Raw genomic sequence first — 12,861 nt, 5'->3', positions numbered from 1 at the left:
GGAGAGATCACTAGCGAGAATGATGACATGAGTAGCGACAAACAGGGTGAGAGACCCTGTCGCCGAAAGTCCAAGGGTTCCTGCTTAAAGCTAATCTGAGCAGGGTAAGCCGGCCCCTAAGGCGAGGCAGAAATGCGTAGTCGATGGGAACCAGGTTAATATTCCTGGGCCAGTGGGATGTGACGGATCGTGACTGTTGTTCACCCTTATTGGATTGGGTGGGCCGCTAATCGGTTCCTGGAAATAGCCCCACACCAGACCGTACCCTAAACCGACACAGGTGGACTGGTAGAGAATACCAAGGCGCTTGAGAGAACGATGTTGAAGGAACTCGGCAAAATACCTCCGTAAGTTCGCGAGAAGGAGGCCCGGGTTCAAGGCAACTTGGATCCGGGGGCACAAACCAGGGGGTGGCGACTGTTTACTAAAAACACAGGGCTCTGCGAAGTCGCAAGACGACGTATAGGGTCTGACGCCTGCCCGGTGCCTGAAGGTTAAAAGGAGGGGTGCAAGCTCCGAATTGAAGCCCAGGTAAACGGCGGCCGTAACTATAACGGTCCTAAGGTAGCGAAATTCCTTGTCGGGTAAGTTCCGACCTGCACGAATGGCGTAACGACTTCCCCGCTGTCTCCAACATCGACTCAGCGAAATTGAATTGCCTGTCAAGATGCAGGCTTCCCGCGGTTAGACGGAAAGACCCCGTGCACCTTTACTACAACTTCAGATTGGCATCAGGCCAAGCATGTGCAGGATAGGTGGTAGACTTTGAAGCAGGGACGCCAGTTCCTGTGGAGTCATCCTTGAGATACCACCCTTGCTTTGCTTGATGTCTAACCGCGGCCCGTTATCCGGGTCCGGGACCCTCTGTGGTGGGTAGTTTGACTGGGGCGGTCGCCTCCTAAAGAGTAACGGAGGCGCGCGATGGTTGGCTCAGAGCGGTCGGAAATCGCTCGTTGAGTGCAATGGCAGAAGCCAGCCTGACTGCAAGACTGACAAGTCGAGCAGAGTCGAAAGACGGTCATAGTGATCCGGTGGTCCCAAGTGGGAGGGCCATCGCTCAACGGATAAAAGGTACGCCGGGGATAACAGGCTGATGATGCCCAAGAGTCCATATCGACGGCATCGTTTGGCACCTCGATGTCGGCTCATCTCATCCTGGGGCTGGAGCAGGTCCCAAGGGTATGGCTGTTCGCCATTTAAAGAGGTACGTGAGCTGGGTTTAGAACGTCGTGAGACAGTTCGGTCCCTATCTGCCGTGGGTGTAGGATACTTGAGAGGAGTTGCCCCTAGTACGAGAGGACCGGGGTGAACGATCCACTGGTGGACCTGTTGTTGCGCCAGCAGCAGTGCAGGGTAGCTATGATCGGACAGGATAACCGCTGAAGGCATCTAAGCGGGAAGCCCCCCTCAAAACAAGGTATCCCTGAGGGCCGTGGAAGACCACCACGTCGATAGGCCAGAGATGTAAGCGCAGCAATGCGTTCAGTTGACTGGTACTAATTGCCCGATAGGCTTGATTTGATCCAGTAGAAGCCAGGTTTGGCCTCTAGGATTGATGAAAGCATCACACTCAGGTGTGCTGACTTGGATGTTTTGTGTTTCTTTCTCGGTTTGGTGGTCATAGCGTGAGCAAAACACCCGGCTCCATTCCGAACCCGGCCGTTAAGTGCCACTGCGCCAATGGTACTGCGTCTTAAGACGTGGGAGAGTAGGTCACCGCCAAACCTAGTAAGAAACACGAACACCGATCTCTCTAACGATGCAGCCCCAAATTGCCTGAACTTTCAGCCTTGGGGCCTGTATATTGGCGCGGGGTGGAGCAGCCCGGTAGCTCGTCAGGCTCATAACCTGAAGGCCGCAGGTTCAAATCCTGCCCCCGCAACCACTTTTGTCGAACCAATAAAACAAGGCTCATCCGTAACCGGGTGAGCTTGTTTTTTGTCTGATAGAGCGACATTGAACAAAGCTGCCAACTGACCGTGCAGCACGACTTCCCATCCCTGAGGAGTGTGGCGCAGATCAACTCGATCGATCAATTCGCGTATTCGAGGAATGGCTTCAGACGCAAATGCGGGATCGTTCAGCATACTGGTGAGTTGACCGAGTTTACGTTGATACGCTTCCGCGAGGTTCGGATGCATCAGAACAGGCGATGCCTCCACTTGCTGATCTTGGGCGGCCCTGAGCTGCTTCACGCGTGCTTCAAGTTCGCCAATCCGAGCCATTATGCCTTCGCTGCGTATTCCATCAGCCACTGCATCGTAAAGACCATCCAACTTCTTATTGGCTGCGGCAAGATCGTCCCTAAGGGCATTGGTGGCAGCAAAACGATGTTTTTGTAATTCGTTGAACTCCCGTTGATAAGCGTTGACGAATGCCTTCACGGCCTCGGGGCGCATTAATCCATGATTAAGAAGCTCGACCACTTTAGTCGTCAGATCTGGGCGGCGTATGCCTTTGCTTTGACTGCACGTCTGCAGCTTTCGCGCATTGCTACATGCCAGATAATCGCGCCCCACGGACACCATCTTCCCTCCACAGTGACTGCAGTGTGTCTTATTGGACAGGATGTGGATGGGACGTCGAGTTTGCCAAAAGTCTGGTTGCTTTTGTGGCGCGCGCTTCTGCTTGGGCCAAATCTCCTTCTGGCGTTGTTTCACGCGCCTCCAGAGCTCGTCGTCAATAATTCTCAAGTGCGGGACCGCGGTGACTTGGATCTCGTGTTCGGCATTGCGGCGCGAGACGCGCTTCCCAGTCTCCGGGTCCTTGATGTACCTCTGGCGGTTCCAAACCAACCGGCCCACGTAGAGTTCGTTGTTGAGAATACCCGTTCCACGCTGAACATGACCCCGTATGGCGCTGTCGCGCCAAAGCCGCGTTCTCGGCGCAGGTATGCGACCCCGATTTAGGTCCCGCGCAATTTGCTTCGGTGATTTTCCGTTGGCAAACTCTTCGAAAATCCGACGAACTATTCGTGCTTCGCCTTCATTGATTATTCGGTCGCCGCGCTCATCGCCCGGAACGACTGAATACCCATAGGCGTTACCACCGCCGCTTTTTCCTTTTGCAACGCGCCCCTCAAGGCCACGCTTTGTTTTCTGTGCGAGATCTTTAAGATACAGGGCTGACATTGTGCCTTTTAGGCCAATGTGTAGTTCGTTGATGACCCCCTCAGCCACAGTGCAAATTACCACGCCTTGGAATGCCATCGCTTTATAGAAGCCAGCGATGTGCTCTTGGTCCCGACTAAGACGATCAATGCTTTCGGCCACCACGACATCACAGCCGCCCTCTCTGACAAAGCCAAGCAGGTCTTGATAGCCTGGACGTGTATGACAGGCGCCGGACAGTCCGCGATCGGCGAATGTTTTGACATGTGACCATCCCCTGCCCTCGATCAGTCGTAAACAAAGTCGCTCCTGATCTTCTATGGACGTATCGCGCTGCATATCAGTAGAGAAGCGGGCATAGACAGCAACGCGCATTACTCATCCCCCCATTTGTCGAAGAGCGCCTCGAACACATCGTTTCCTTCCGCAGCCTCATCGATGATCTGGCCGATGACGTCATGGAGACGGGAGGCGGCCTGGATCATGGAGGCGTGCTCGTAATGGGTGAGGGTGGTGGAGAGTTGGTTGTGATTGAGAATGCGCGCTGCGGCGAGCACATATTCTGGTTTGTCGGCTGTGAGGGCGCTGGCGGCGCAGTCTCGGAAGAGATGCGGGTTTATCGCCGTGCCGAGGGTGGCCTTGGTGCAGCGTTTGCAGCCGTAATAGAGGGATTGGCCGGACATGGCCTCTGCGCGGGTGGAGACCCAGAGCGGGCCGCCTGAGGGTAGGGGGGCGTCAATGGGCAACTCCGGCTGCCGGAGAAGCTTCTGCCTGTAGCGGCGCAGATAGAGCTGCATGAGCGCGCGATACTCTTCGTCCTGCGGGAGATAGAAGTCCAAAGGCGTCTTGTCCTTCATCTGATGCGCCGCAAAACTGCAGCGCCAGAGGTCGCCTGAGAAGGTGATGGTCTCACCTATTGTGAGAGATTGCAGATTGCTGAGCCGTATGGGCGACCAAATGAGGAAGGCCACAGACATTGCATCGCGGAAGCGTGAGGCGGATTGGGTGGTGAGGGTGCCTTCCGACCTGATCGACCACATCTCTGCAGCGACTGCCTCCCAGATCTCTGAGGGGGCTCGCAGGCGCTCGGCCTTTTTGCGGGAAGGCACGGCGCGTGCGTTCAGCCGGGCGCAGAGATCCCGCAGTAGGGCTAGATCGGCCTTTGGCTCCATCACGCGGATGGCTTCTGTCAGATCGGTGATGCGCGAAGTGATGGTCACACTAGCCAGACCCTGACGGTCTAGCTCAGCGAGATACCCGCGCAGATGGTCTTCCGAGATGCGCTCTGAGGGGAAGACGGCAGGATTAAGCAGGCTGCCGCTCTGCAAATACCAGAGCCATTTGGCATAGCCCTTTTGAACCTGCAGCTTGGTGGCCTCAGACCAATGAGAAGCCTTGCCTGCCTTTTGGAAGTAACGGCCCTCTTCTGTGGCGGATTGCCAGAGCGTGCGGTCTTGCTCAGGCCAGTCGTTAAGGGGCAGGGAGGTACGTTCAATCTTACTCATGACGCACGCCCCTTTGGCTTGCCCATCAGAGCCAAGGGATCCATGAACAGATCCTCATGACGCTTTGGGTTTTGCTTCTGCTCTGTGAAGGCTTGGGCCACACCATCCCGCCGGGCTTTGGTGATCACCTCACCGTAAAGCTCGATCGCCTTTTGGGTCTCAGCGCCCGCATAATGCGCATAGGTGGTCGTGAGCGCTTTATGACCCAGAAGCTTACGCACGACCTCATAATGACCGGGCAGGCGATCTAGGAGGAGCTTGGCCGCCGCATGACGGAACTGGTGCGGGGTCAGACGGATCGCCGCATGGGACCAGAGCGTGTTCGTGATGAGCTTGCGCAAGGCCGAGCAGTCTTTTGCAGCCCCCTTGCGGCCCGGGAAGAGATAGGGGCTTGCGCCAGGGATGAACATCATGCGCCAGTCATCGATATAGCGCTTCACCCGCTCGGTCGTGGCCTCTGGTAAGAGGAAGTCGAGCGCGACCTTGTTCTTCACCTCTTCCATGGGCACGACAATGCGCAGGCATTTGCCATGCCAGATGAAGTGCTGATCAAGGCGCAGAGCATTGAGATTACGGATCCGCATTGGCGCGAACTGCAGGATCTCGATGGCGACAGCCGCCTGTATCAAGAGATGCGCATCCTTGCGTACAGTGCCGTTCTCAACCGTCTTGGACATGGAGAGGGCGCGGTCCCAGAGCACTTGCGGTAAGGTGAGGAAGCGCAGAACAGCCTTTGGATCATCAAACTGATGCATAGAGGCTGCATTCTTCTCGGAGAGCCCGTCATGGGAGAGACGCAGCTTGGGCATATGCTCTGCAAAGAAGGCCACATCTTCATCGGAGGGCTCACAGTGCTTGACGGCGTAACAGCGCACACTCCAGGCAAGCTCCCCGATATGCTTTGAGGTCTCGCCCCCATTACGCTCTAAAAGCCAGCTTATGCCGGTCTCAAACATGGCGGGAGTGGCCAGATCACGGAGAGACTGAGCGCGGCCTACATCCACGCCCTGGTAAGAGAGCGCAGAGATGTAACGATGGAGCTGCCCCCGCACCGCATCGATGCTGATTGGCGCAAAGGGCTTCTTCAAACCCTTGCTGAAGACATCTTTGCTTGAGAGGTGATCGAGATAAGCATCGATATCCGCCTTCACAGGATCAGAGACGAGAGCCCAGTCGATGGCATAGAGCCGGTCTTCATAACGCGGCACCTTAAGCCTGACCTGTGGCCAACCCGCACTGCAATGCTTCTCCACCATTTGGTTCCAGACACGGCAGGTCGATTGATGCCGCACGCGGGGGTGTTTGATCAGGCTCTCGGCCTCAAGCGCGGCAAGATAGCCGTCAGATGCAATGTCAGAGACAGAGCCAGGCGCGATCCCTTGGTTCGAGCAGTAGCGTATAAAGCGGCTGAGCTCAGACTTACGATAGGTGTCGCCGCTCAGAAGATCATAAAGCACCTGCCATTCAGCCGTGAGCTTTGCTGAGGCTGGCGCAAGCTTGGTGTTGATCTTTAGATGCCGCATCGCGCCCAAGATCAAAGACCGCACATTTTGCACACGACGCCGCGTTACATTGATCAAGGTTGGATGCACACGCTCAAGCTTCTCACGGATGTAGGGCGCAGAAGCTGGGATGCTGGCCTCAGGCAAGTGGAACCATTCGGCCAAGCTGCGGCAGGCGGAAGCGATATCGCGGCGCTTATACACGGATAGCTCATGATCCGCTTCGATGCGTTCGCGCAGCTCAGCCAAGCTCATCTGATCGGCGTCAAAGAACGGGTTATGCATGGTCATGGCGGTTACTCCAGGAAGACGTGAAGCAAGATGCAGGACAGTTTGGGTCACGTGAAGCCATTCGAGGTAAAATACTACATATAGTGCAAATATACCACAATTGATGGTAAAAATAACAACATATAGATTTGCACGAAGACGCGTGACCAAGGGTCAAAGCAGACCCGAAGGGGACAGTCAGGGTCATCCGAACATCCCCCCTGAGCGGTTGCGGGCGATGAAGGCCTCAAGGTCTGCAAAGGCAAACCGCAAGGCACTGCCCACCCGAATGCAGGGCAGATCACCGCGTGCGATGAGGCGCTTAACCGAGCGCTCGGATATAGCGAGATACTCCGCCGCCTCACTGATCGTGAGCAGGCGGAAGGGTCTTGAACTGCTCATGGGCAGGTCCTCCATCTAACGATTGAGAATGTGCGCCCGCCACATCCGCCCGCGCGCAGTGCCGCGCCATCAGGCGCGCAAGCGCCTCAAGCGTGGCACAAAGATCAGTCGAAGCTGCCTGTGCAGAAGAGGGGGTATGGGAGCGATACAAAGTCATGCGCTAAGTATCGCATCTTGGATATGGCTCTTGCTAAGCCCATAAACCTCCTGGTTTTTGGGCCAGTATTTATTAACGTTTTATGGCTTTATGGTATCGTTTAACGATGCCGTGATAGCTAATGGCCGTATCGACGATTCGAAAGCCGATAACCAACATGTGTTCAAAGTCTGTCACAGGTTCGCCTTTGTGATGATTTCGGACTTTCACGTCGATTTTGAGATCATCTCGTGCAAACTCCGTAATGTCTTTGCAAAACTGATCAAGGTATTCCAGTGGGGGTCTTCCTTGCGACTGCGCCACCTGGTCTTGAGCTCGGTCAACGGCCCTCTTTAGGGCCTCAAATTGTGACTTCTTGCTCAAGTCCAGATGTGAGAAGTCATCCAGCATCTCGCGCGTTTCTAACGCCAGCATACTGCCGATGAGATTTTGTGCATTCTGGCTCAGCTTGGAAAAACTTTTGATGGTAACATGTTCTGAGCGGTTTGATCGGGACTTCAAGTCGTCCTTATAGCGTTGCAGTTCAGCAGCAGTTTGTTGCAACGGTGTGAGAGGAACCGCCTTTCGCGCTGTATGGTGGTAATACAGCAGGGTGGTTAGAAGCGTGGTTAGCCGTTGAACTTGCGAGTAAGTGGCGGGGCTGGAGCATGCTGTGTCTAAAGCGCTAACCGCTTGATCAATCAAATCTAAAAAATTTGTTTGTAACCCTAATGGCATGGTTATCACGCAACGTGTTGTTGGTAATCTTGAATATCATTTTTGCAACATAAAGTTAAGTTGTTAATGAGATGATGGCTGTATTTTAGTCCTGCGCTCTAGCATTTATTATATTTTCACCGGCGCTGGGTCGTTCAATCAGGCATACAAATTTCTTTGCGAAAAAACGCTAATACAGTACGTAATGACAGCCCAACGATGAGCAAGAAAAGAAGAAATACGCCGACGTTTCCTAGTAGTAGGTGAAGCTGACTATTCAGTGCAGTTCCATAGATCATGGTTGCCGAAACAAGCGCGGCAAAGGGAAAGCTCAAGGCCCACCACGATAAAGAGAATGCAAGCTGAATAAGTAGCCTGGCCTGAGTAAGAGTTAATGCCAAGAACGCAAGGCTAGCTCCGTACATTGCATGCGCCATGTTATCAACGTTTCCACCATTAAACTTTACCCATGCCAGAAAAGTGACGGCAGGGGGGGCCACTAGAATTGCTAGCGTAGGAACCATCCGTTCTGGAAGTGGATTATGAAAAATTAAGCGATTAAATACTAATGTTAATAATAATATCCAAAATATCACTCCTGCTGAAAAAAATATCCACGAAATTTGTATGAATCCCAAATCGACGCCGGCCACTGCGGCAATGATGTTTCCTACAGTGGGGATAAACCAAGCAGGAGAAATATGTATGGTTTCGTAAGGACGATTGCCGATCCAATTTGCCAGTACCGAAAGAGCTAAGAGCGTTTGAGCGGCTATGCCCACTAGCCATAAGATCGTCGCAATTTCGATTGAGAATGTCTTAAAAAGCAGTGAAAGTAAAAGGATAGAGATGGAAATAGCTGGAAAAAAAGAAATTTTTATTGGGTGCTGCCATTCATGGATCACCGAATTTCGGTATACTATAATTTTCATTATATAAATTAGCAGAATAATTAAAAATAGACATGTAGTAATAAGTAGTGCGATCTTACTTAAGTAGACCTCGCCTGCTATCTGAAGCGCGAGGGTCAAACCTGAATACCCCATAATTACCGTAAATAGTAAAACTGGAAAGTTTTCTAGCCAGCTGGTCTTTTCTTCTTCGTTTTTCATTCGAGTGGTCACTGGTTTTTGAGCGTGCAGAGAGTACGCGGAAAGTTTTGAAAAAAAATGTTCAGGCGTAAAGGCATGTATTTTTTAAAATTCCTCTACTCGAAATATTTATGATATATTTTTTATATAATTTATAAAAACCTTATAGATCTATATAATTTATATTTAATTTATATATTTAAGGGAGAGTTTGGGCTGTCAAGAAATTCTACTGTGGTGAAGCTCAAAACGTTTTCACCGATATTTTCGAGATCATGTGTCATTGACTCGCCAAACTTAAATTTATGGTGTTGTGTTTGGCCCACTGTGTATTCCATTTCAACCAGGCGACCGTCTGAGTAACGAGATCTAGCTTTGCCGCTGCTCGTAGCAGTCCAGAAGTAGTCTAGTACATGGGTATGAAACTCTAACCTTTGGCCGGGATGGAGCGATATCAACCAAATTCTAACTCGATCAGTAGTACTTACGAGTTCAGATCCTACTCGGCCATTTTTACCCGCGTTGCGGTCCAGTTCCTGTTTCAGATCGGCTGTCCAGCTGGACCAAATGTTGGCGTCAGTATTATTTTCTTGGTCAAAATTGTCAGACATTCTTGAGATACCATTGTTACTAAATTATCGTGTGATAAAGTTAGCATAGTTATCATAATTGAGAAACATTTAGTCGAATGCGCGGTCACATTGCTGTATCTGGCGGATCTATAGGTGGTTTGTTTGCTGCACTGGCTTTGGCCGAAGCTGGATGGCGGGTTACCGTTTTCGAAAAAGTTAGAAGCGCCCTTTCAGGCAGAGGGGCTGGCATCGTCACGCATGAGTCGCTGCTGAAAGCTCTTGGATCTATTGGGGTATCATTGCAAGATATAGGCGTAGAGGTACGCTTTCGTCGGGTCTTCGATAAGTTTGGTAAGATTGTCTCAGAGCGCGAGTTTCCACAACTAGTTACAAGTTGGGATATGATCTATTCGTTGCTTCACGCACGGCTGCCGCGTGAGCTCTATTTCACCGACACAAGCGTCTTAAACTGGGAGAACGTAGCAGGCAAAGTCAACGTCCATTTGTCTGATGGCTCGGTTCAACAGTTTGATGCACTGATTGGTGCAGATGGCTATAGATCAGCGGTTAGGTCCAAATTTGCTGAGCGCCCAGCGCCAGCTTATTCTGGCTATGTTGTATGGCGAGCCGTTGTAGAAGAAGCGTTAATCGAGCCCAATCTTCGAGATGCTTTTTTTGACGATTTTTCCTTTTTTATACCCAACAGAGGCCAGGTGATTGGATATCCAATACCAGGGTTCCACAATGAGACGAATAAAGGATCGCGAAGATATAATATTGTTTGGTATAAGCCCACATCCCACGATGAGCTTGTCGATTTACTGACGGATGAAAGTGGTAAAGTCCATGAGATTTCAATACCGCCGCCTTTGGTTCGTCGTGAAGTTGTAGACTGCGCATTGATGGCAGCAGAGGTGGACTTGCCTTGGATGTTTTCTGAAGCATTCAAATGCGCGGCTAGTCCCTTTCTCGCGCCGATTTATGATTATGTCTCTCCACGCTTTTGTTGCGGCAATGTTTGCTTATTAGGCGATGCTGCCGCATTAATTCGTCCGCATGTCGGAATGGGTGTAACAAAAGCGGCAGAAGACGCGCTTTGTCTTTCGAGTTGTCTGCGCGCCAACCGAACTATTGAAGAGGCGTTTGAGGCCTATGACGCTGCAAGGCGTCCAATCGCGTTGATGATAAATGCCCGGTCTCAGCGTTTGGGAAGTTTTGTGCAAGGCGAAGATCCAAAAGGAAACCTGGATGGAGCCTCTCACCCCTTTGAAGATGAAATTGTCCGCTTGACAGCTACAGCTGATTTTTAGCGTCAATAGCTTTTATTTGGCACGTAGCTCTTCGTAGGACGTCGCAACTACCGTTTTGTAAGCCTCACGAGAAGCTAGTTTGCCGTGCCATCTTGTGAGGTTCGGTCGGTTTTGGTGTAGATCGATGATCTCTAAACACCTTTCCATGGTTACGCCGGCTGCAATATCGGCAATCGTGAATGTATTTGTTGCCAACCACCTGCTTTTCTTTAGCTGTTCGTCTATTATGTCCAAAGCGGCGCCTAAATTATTTGTATGCAGAGCTATTAACTCTTGCGAGCGGTCACTTGGACGGGTGCGAACCAATTGCCAGAACAAGCCGACAAATGGTGGAAAGAAGCAGGTTGCTGTGAAGTCCAGCCATTGATCAACGAAAGGTTGATCAATTTCCTTTATGGAAAGGTGTCCTCCATGTTTGCGAGATAAATATCGCAATATGGCATGGCTCTCCCAGAGAGTGATATTATCGTCTTGAAAAACAGGGATTTTTCCAACTGGGTTAAGTGATTTAAATTCTTCCGAGGTGGTGCCCCCGTAAGGTCCTCCCACTATAACGTGGCGAAATTGTAAGTTGAGCTCTGCTAATGCCCACATAACTTTCTGAACATTAGCAGAGCTTCCTCGTCCCCAGAGCGTAATCATTTTATAGCCTGAGGGTTGATCGGCGAGCCTGCGGCTCCAGGAATATGAAGTGGAGGTGCGCTGAAAAAGAATTCATACACGCCATCTTCAGCGCAGTCTTGTGCCAATTCTTTCACGTAAAAAATTTCGCCCATTGAGATGCCAATTGCAGGAATAACCACCCAATGCCAGGGCTGGTTCGCCTCATCTGTTTCGTTGGGTCGGACTTCACAACCCCAAGTATCAGCGCATATGGCGGCGATATCCTTTGTTTTTATCCAACGAGCTGTTTCAAAGCTTAAGCCAGGAGCATCGCCGCCAGCGTATCCTGTCCAGTCACCGGTTTTCAGACAGCGCTCTTGTTGGCCCGTTCTAACGATTACAAAGTCTCCTTTTTTGATTTTAACGCCCTGTGCACTAGCGCAACCGTCTAGGTCTTCAGGCGTGATTGCATAACCATCTTGTAAAAATTCTTGATTTTTCCAACGCGCTATGTCGAGCAAGACTCCGCGCCCGACCATCTTGTCTCGTACATGCTCTATGCCAAGCTTTTTTGCGCCCTGTACTGTCACGTCCGTGGCAGGAAACCCGTTGTACATTTTGTCGTCCAAGAAAATATGGCAGAGGGCGTCCCACTGCGTAGATCCTTGGCAAGGTAAGTTGATGGCGTCATCAGCATAACGCAAGTAGGCTTTACCGTCGCCGTCTTGAGCTCCAATTGCAGCATCAGTGCCGGTGGCGAGCATCTGATGAATCATGTTCCACCGGCCGCCAAAAAGCCCAGACTGGATCTGCTCTTTAAGGTTCAGGCCTAAAGCAAATACCCGGCCTTTTTGTATGAGCTTGCCAGCTTCAACAACATCTTCTGGTGAGATGTTATTGAGGGTGCCAATCTGGTCATCAGTGCCCCAACGTCCCCAATTGGAGAGCTCCTTAGCGGTTTGATAAATGTAATCACGCGTGAACTTAGGCATTTATGGCTTCCTTTGATCCTCCACTATTTATCAATTGAAAAATAAGCTGTAAAATTTGTCAATCGAGCAAAATGCATCGAGGTTGACTGTTACTTTGTGGGGGTCAATCGCCGAATAATTTATGATTGTGTTAATGTGGAGTTGAGCTTGTGGCTGGAAGTATAAAAAAATTTAGTGTGATTTTTGAAGGTGTTGGAGTTGCGACTGGTAAGATGCGCAATGACATCGCTGTCAGTTGGCCCATGATGAATGAGCATTTTGAGCTCGCGACTGATGAAGGGCCTTTCCATGGGGGAGACGGCACAGCGCCACCGCCACTCGCGTTATTCACGGCAGCTCTTACTGGATGCTTGATGACACAACTGAGAGCTTTTGCGAAAAGGTTGGATGTTCAAATACATGATTTGAAAGTGAACACCAAATTGCATTGGAGTGCTGAGCAAGAAGGTAATAAGCCTTATGTTTCTATGCCAGAGTTGTTTACATTGGACATCGAGATGGACACAGATGTTAATGTTTCTGAAAAAATTGCATTGATACAGGCCGCAACCAAGGGTTGTTTTATCGAGCAGTCACTCTCAGATCGGGTGAAGGTCAAGCATCGCTTAAAAGACAACTCTGGTTGGATTGAAGTTTGAATTTGAGACTACT

Annotated in this window: 11 protein-coding genes, 1 tRNA gene and 2 rRNA genes (1 of these 14 only partly in view); 5 read left to right on the top strand and 9 right to left on the bottom strand. The window is 50.9% G+C overall.

Annotated features, from left to right (window positions below; genetic code table 11):
- The 3 genes from I3V23_07780 to I3V23_07770 form a co-directional block, all read left to right on the top strand.
- A 23S ribosomal RNA gene (locus I3V23_07780) occupies positions 1 to 1,521 on the top strand (it extends 1,311 nt beyond the left edge of the window).
- A gap of 89 nt (positions 1,522 to 1,610) precedes the next feature.
- A 5S ribosomal RNA gene (gene rrf / locus I3V23_07775) occupies positions 1,611 to 1,725 on the top strand.
- Between the two features lie 83 nt (positions 1,726 to 1,808).
- Positions 1,809 to 1,885, top strand: a tRNA-Met gene (locus I3V23_07770).
- On the opposite strand, the gene I3V23_07765 is transcribed toward I3V23_07770, so the two are convergent.
- From I3V23_07765 to I3V23_07735, 7 genes are all read right to left on the bottom strand, one after another.
- On the bottom strand, positions 1,842 to 3,485 hold the full coding sequence (locus I3V23_07765) for a recombinase family protein (protein QPI86749.1): 1,644 nt from the start codon (positions 3,483 to 3,485) through the stop codon (positions 1,842 to 1,844). The two genes, I3V23_07770 and I3V23_07765, sit on opposite strands and share 44 nt — an antisense overlap.
- Positions 3,485 to 4,615 (bottom strand): tyrosine-type recombinase/integrase, encoded by a 1,131-nt coding sequence (locus I3V23_07760; GenBank protein ID QPI84509.1) that lies wholly within the window; start codon positions 4,613 to 4,615, stop codon positions 3,485 to 3,487. The genes I3V23_07765 and I3V23_07760 overlap by 1 nt, the downstream gene beginning before the upstream one ends.
- Positions 4,612 to 6,408 (bottom strand): site-specific integrase, encoded by a 1,797-nt coding sequence (locus I3V23_07755; protein QPI84508.1) that lies wholly within the window; start codon positions 6,406 to 6,408, stop codon positions 4,612 to 4,614. Before I3V23_07755 ends, I3V23_07760 begins: the two co-directional genes overlap by 4 nt.
- Positions 6,409 to 6,591: 183 nt before the next feature.
- Positions 6,592 to 6,789: a helix-turn-helix domain-containing protein gene (locus tag I3V23_07750; protein ID QPI84507.1), complete on the bottom strand. Its 198-nt coding sequence runs from the start codon at positions 6,787 to 6,789 to the stop codon at positions 6,592 to 6,594.
- 229 nt (positions 6,790 to 7,018) lie between these two features.
- Entirely contained in the window at positions 7,019 to 7,663 is a 645-nt protein-coding gene (locus I3V23_07745; GenBank protein ID QPI84506.1) for a hypothetical protein, read from the bottom strand.
- A gap of 134 nt (positions 7,664 to 7,797) precedes the next feature.
- Positions 7,798 to 8,754: an SLAC1 anion channel family protein gene (locus I3V23_07740; protein QPI84505.1), complete on the bottom strand. Its 957-nt coding sequence runs from the start codon at positions 8,752 to 8,754 to the stop codon at positions 7,798 to 7,800.
- Between the two features lie 170 nt (positions 8,755 to 8,924).
- Positions 8,925 to 9,344 carry a hypothetical protein gene (locus I3V23_07735; GenBank protein QPI84504.1) on the bottom strand — a complete coding sequence of 140 codons (420 nt, stop codon included), beginning with the start codon at positions 9,342 to 9,344 and terminating at the stop codon, positions 8,925 to 8,927.
- Positions 9,345 to 9,421: 77 nt separating this feature from the next.
- Between I3V23_07735 and I3V23_07730 the strand changes: the two genes are divergently transcribed.
- Positions 9,422 to 10,615 carry an FAD-dependent oxidoreductase gene (locus I3V23_07730; protein QPI84503.1) on the top strand — a complete coding sequence of 398 codons (1,194 nt, stop codon included), beginning with the start codon at positions 9,422 to 9,424 and terminating at the stop codon, positions 10,613 to 10,615.
- 12 nt (positions 10,616 to 10,627) lie between these two features.
- Here the strand turns inward: I3V23_07730 and I3V23_07725 are convergent, their stop codons facing one another.
- Together I3V23_07725 and I3V23_07720 are read right to left on the bottom strand one after the other, a co-directional pair.
- Positions 10,628 to 11,257 (bottom strand): glutathione S-transferase family protein, encoded by a 630-nt coding sequence (locus tag I3V23_07725; protein QPI84502.1) that lies wholly within the window; start codon positions 11,255 to 11,257, stop codon positions 10,628 to 10,630.
- On the bottom strand, positions 11,254 to 12,210 hold the full coding sequence (locus I3V23_07720) for a cyclase family protein (GenBank protein QPI84501.1): 957 nt from the start codon (positions 12,208 to 12,210) through the stop codon (positions 11,254 to 11,256). Before I3V23_07720 ends, I3V23_07725 begins: the two co-directional genes overlap by 4 nt.
- 149 nt (positions 12,211 to 12,359) lie before the next feature.
- On the opposite strand from I3V23_07720, the gene I3V23_07715 reads away from it, so the two are divergent.
- Positions 12,360 to 12,848 (top strand): OsmC family protein, encoded by a 489-nt coding sequence (locus I3V23_07715; protein ID QPI84500.1) that lies wholly within the window; start codon positions 12,360 to 12,362, stop codon positions 12,846 to 12,848.
- Positions 12,849 to 12,861 lie beyond the last annotated feature (13 nt).

The sequence above is a fragment of the Rhodobacterales bacterium HKCCA1288 genome (assembly GCA_015693905.1).
Lineage (GTDB): Bacteria > Pseudomonadota > Alphaproteobacteria > Rhodobacterales > Rhodobacteraceae > M30B80.
This window is presented reverse-complemented; position numbering and strand designations above follow the sequence as displayed.

What these genes read in the sequence shown, in the direction of transcription:
- I3V23_07750 (QPI84507.1), bottom strand. Translation starts at nt 6,789, where the DNA reads ATGAGCAGTTCAAGACCCTTCCGCCTGCTCACGATCAGTGAGGCGGCG.
- I3V23_07720 (QPI84501.1), bottom strand. Translation starts at nt 12,210, where the DNA reads ATGCCTAAGTTCACGCGTGATTACATTTATCAAACCGCTAAGGAGCTC.
- I3V23_07755 (QPI84508.1), bottom strand. Translation starts at nt 6,408, where the DNA reads ATGACCATGCATAACCCGTTCTTTGACGCCGATCAGATGAGCTTGGCT.
- I3V23_07765 (QPI86749.1), bottom strand. Translation starts at nt 3,485, where the DNA reads ATGCGCGTTGCTGTCTATGCCCGCTTCTCTACTGATATGCAGCGCGAT.
- I3V23_07735 (QPI84504.1), bottom strand. Translation starts at nt 9,344, where the DNA reads ATGTCTGACAATTTTGACCAAGAAAATAATACTGACGCCAACATTTGG.
- I3V23_07740 (QPI84505.1), bottom strand. Translation starts at nt 8,754, where the DNA reads ATGAAAAACGAAGAAGAAAAGACCAGCTGGCTAGAAAACTTTCCAGTT.
- I3V23_07725 (QPI84502.1), bottom strand. Translation starts at nt 11,257, where the DNA reads ATGATTACGCTCTGGGGACGAGGAAGCTCTGCTAATGTTCAGAAAGTT.
- I3V23_07730 (QPI84503.1), top strand. Translation starts at nt 9,422, where the DNA reads ATGCGCGGTCACATTGCTGTATCTGGCGGATCTATAGGTGGTTTGTTT.
- I3V23_07745 (QPI84506.1), bottom strand. Translation starts at nt 7,663, where the DNA reads ATGCCATTAGGGTTACAAACAAATTTTTTAGATTTGATTGATCAAGCG.
- I3V23_07760 (QPI84509.1), bottom strand. Translation starts at nt 4,615, where the DNA reads ATGAGTAAGATTGAACGTACCTCCCTGCCCCTTAACGACTGGCCTGAG.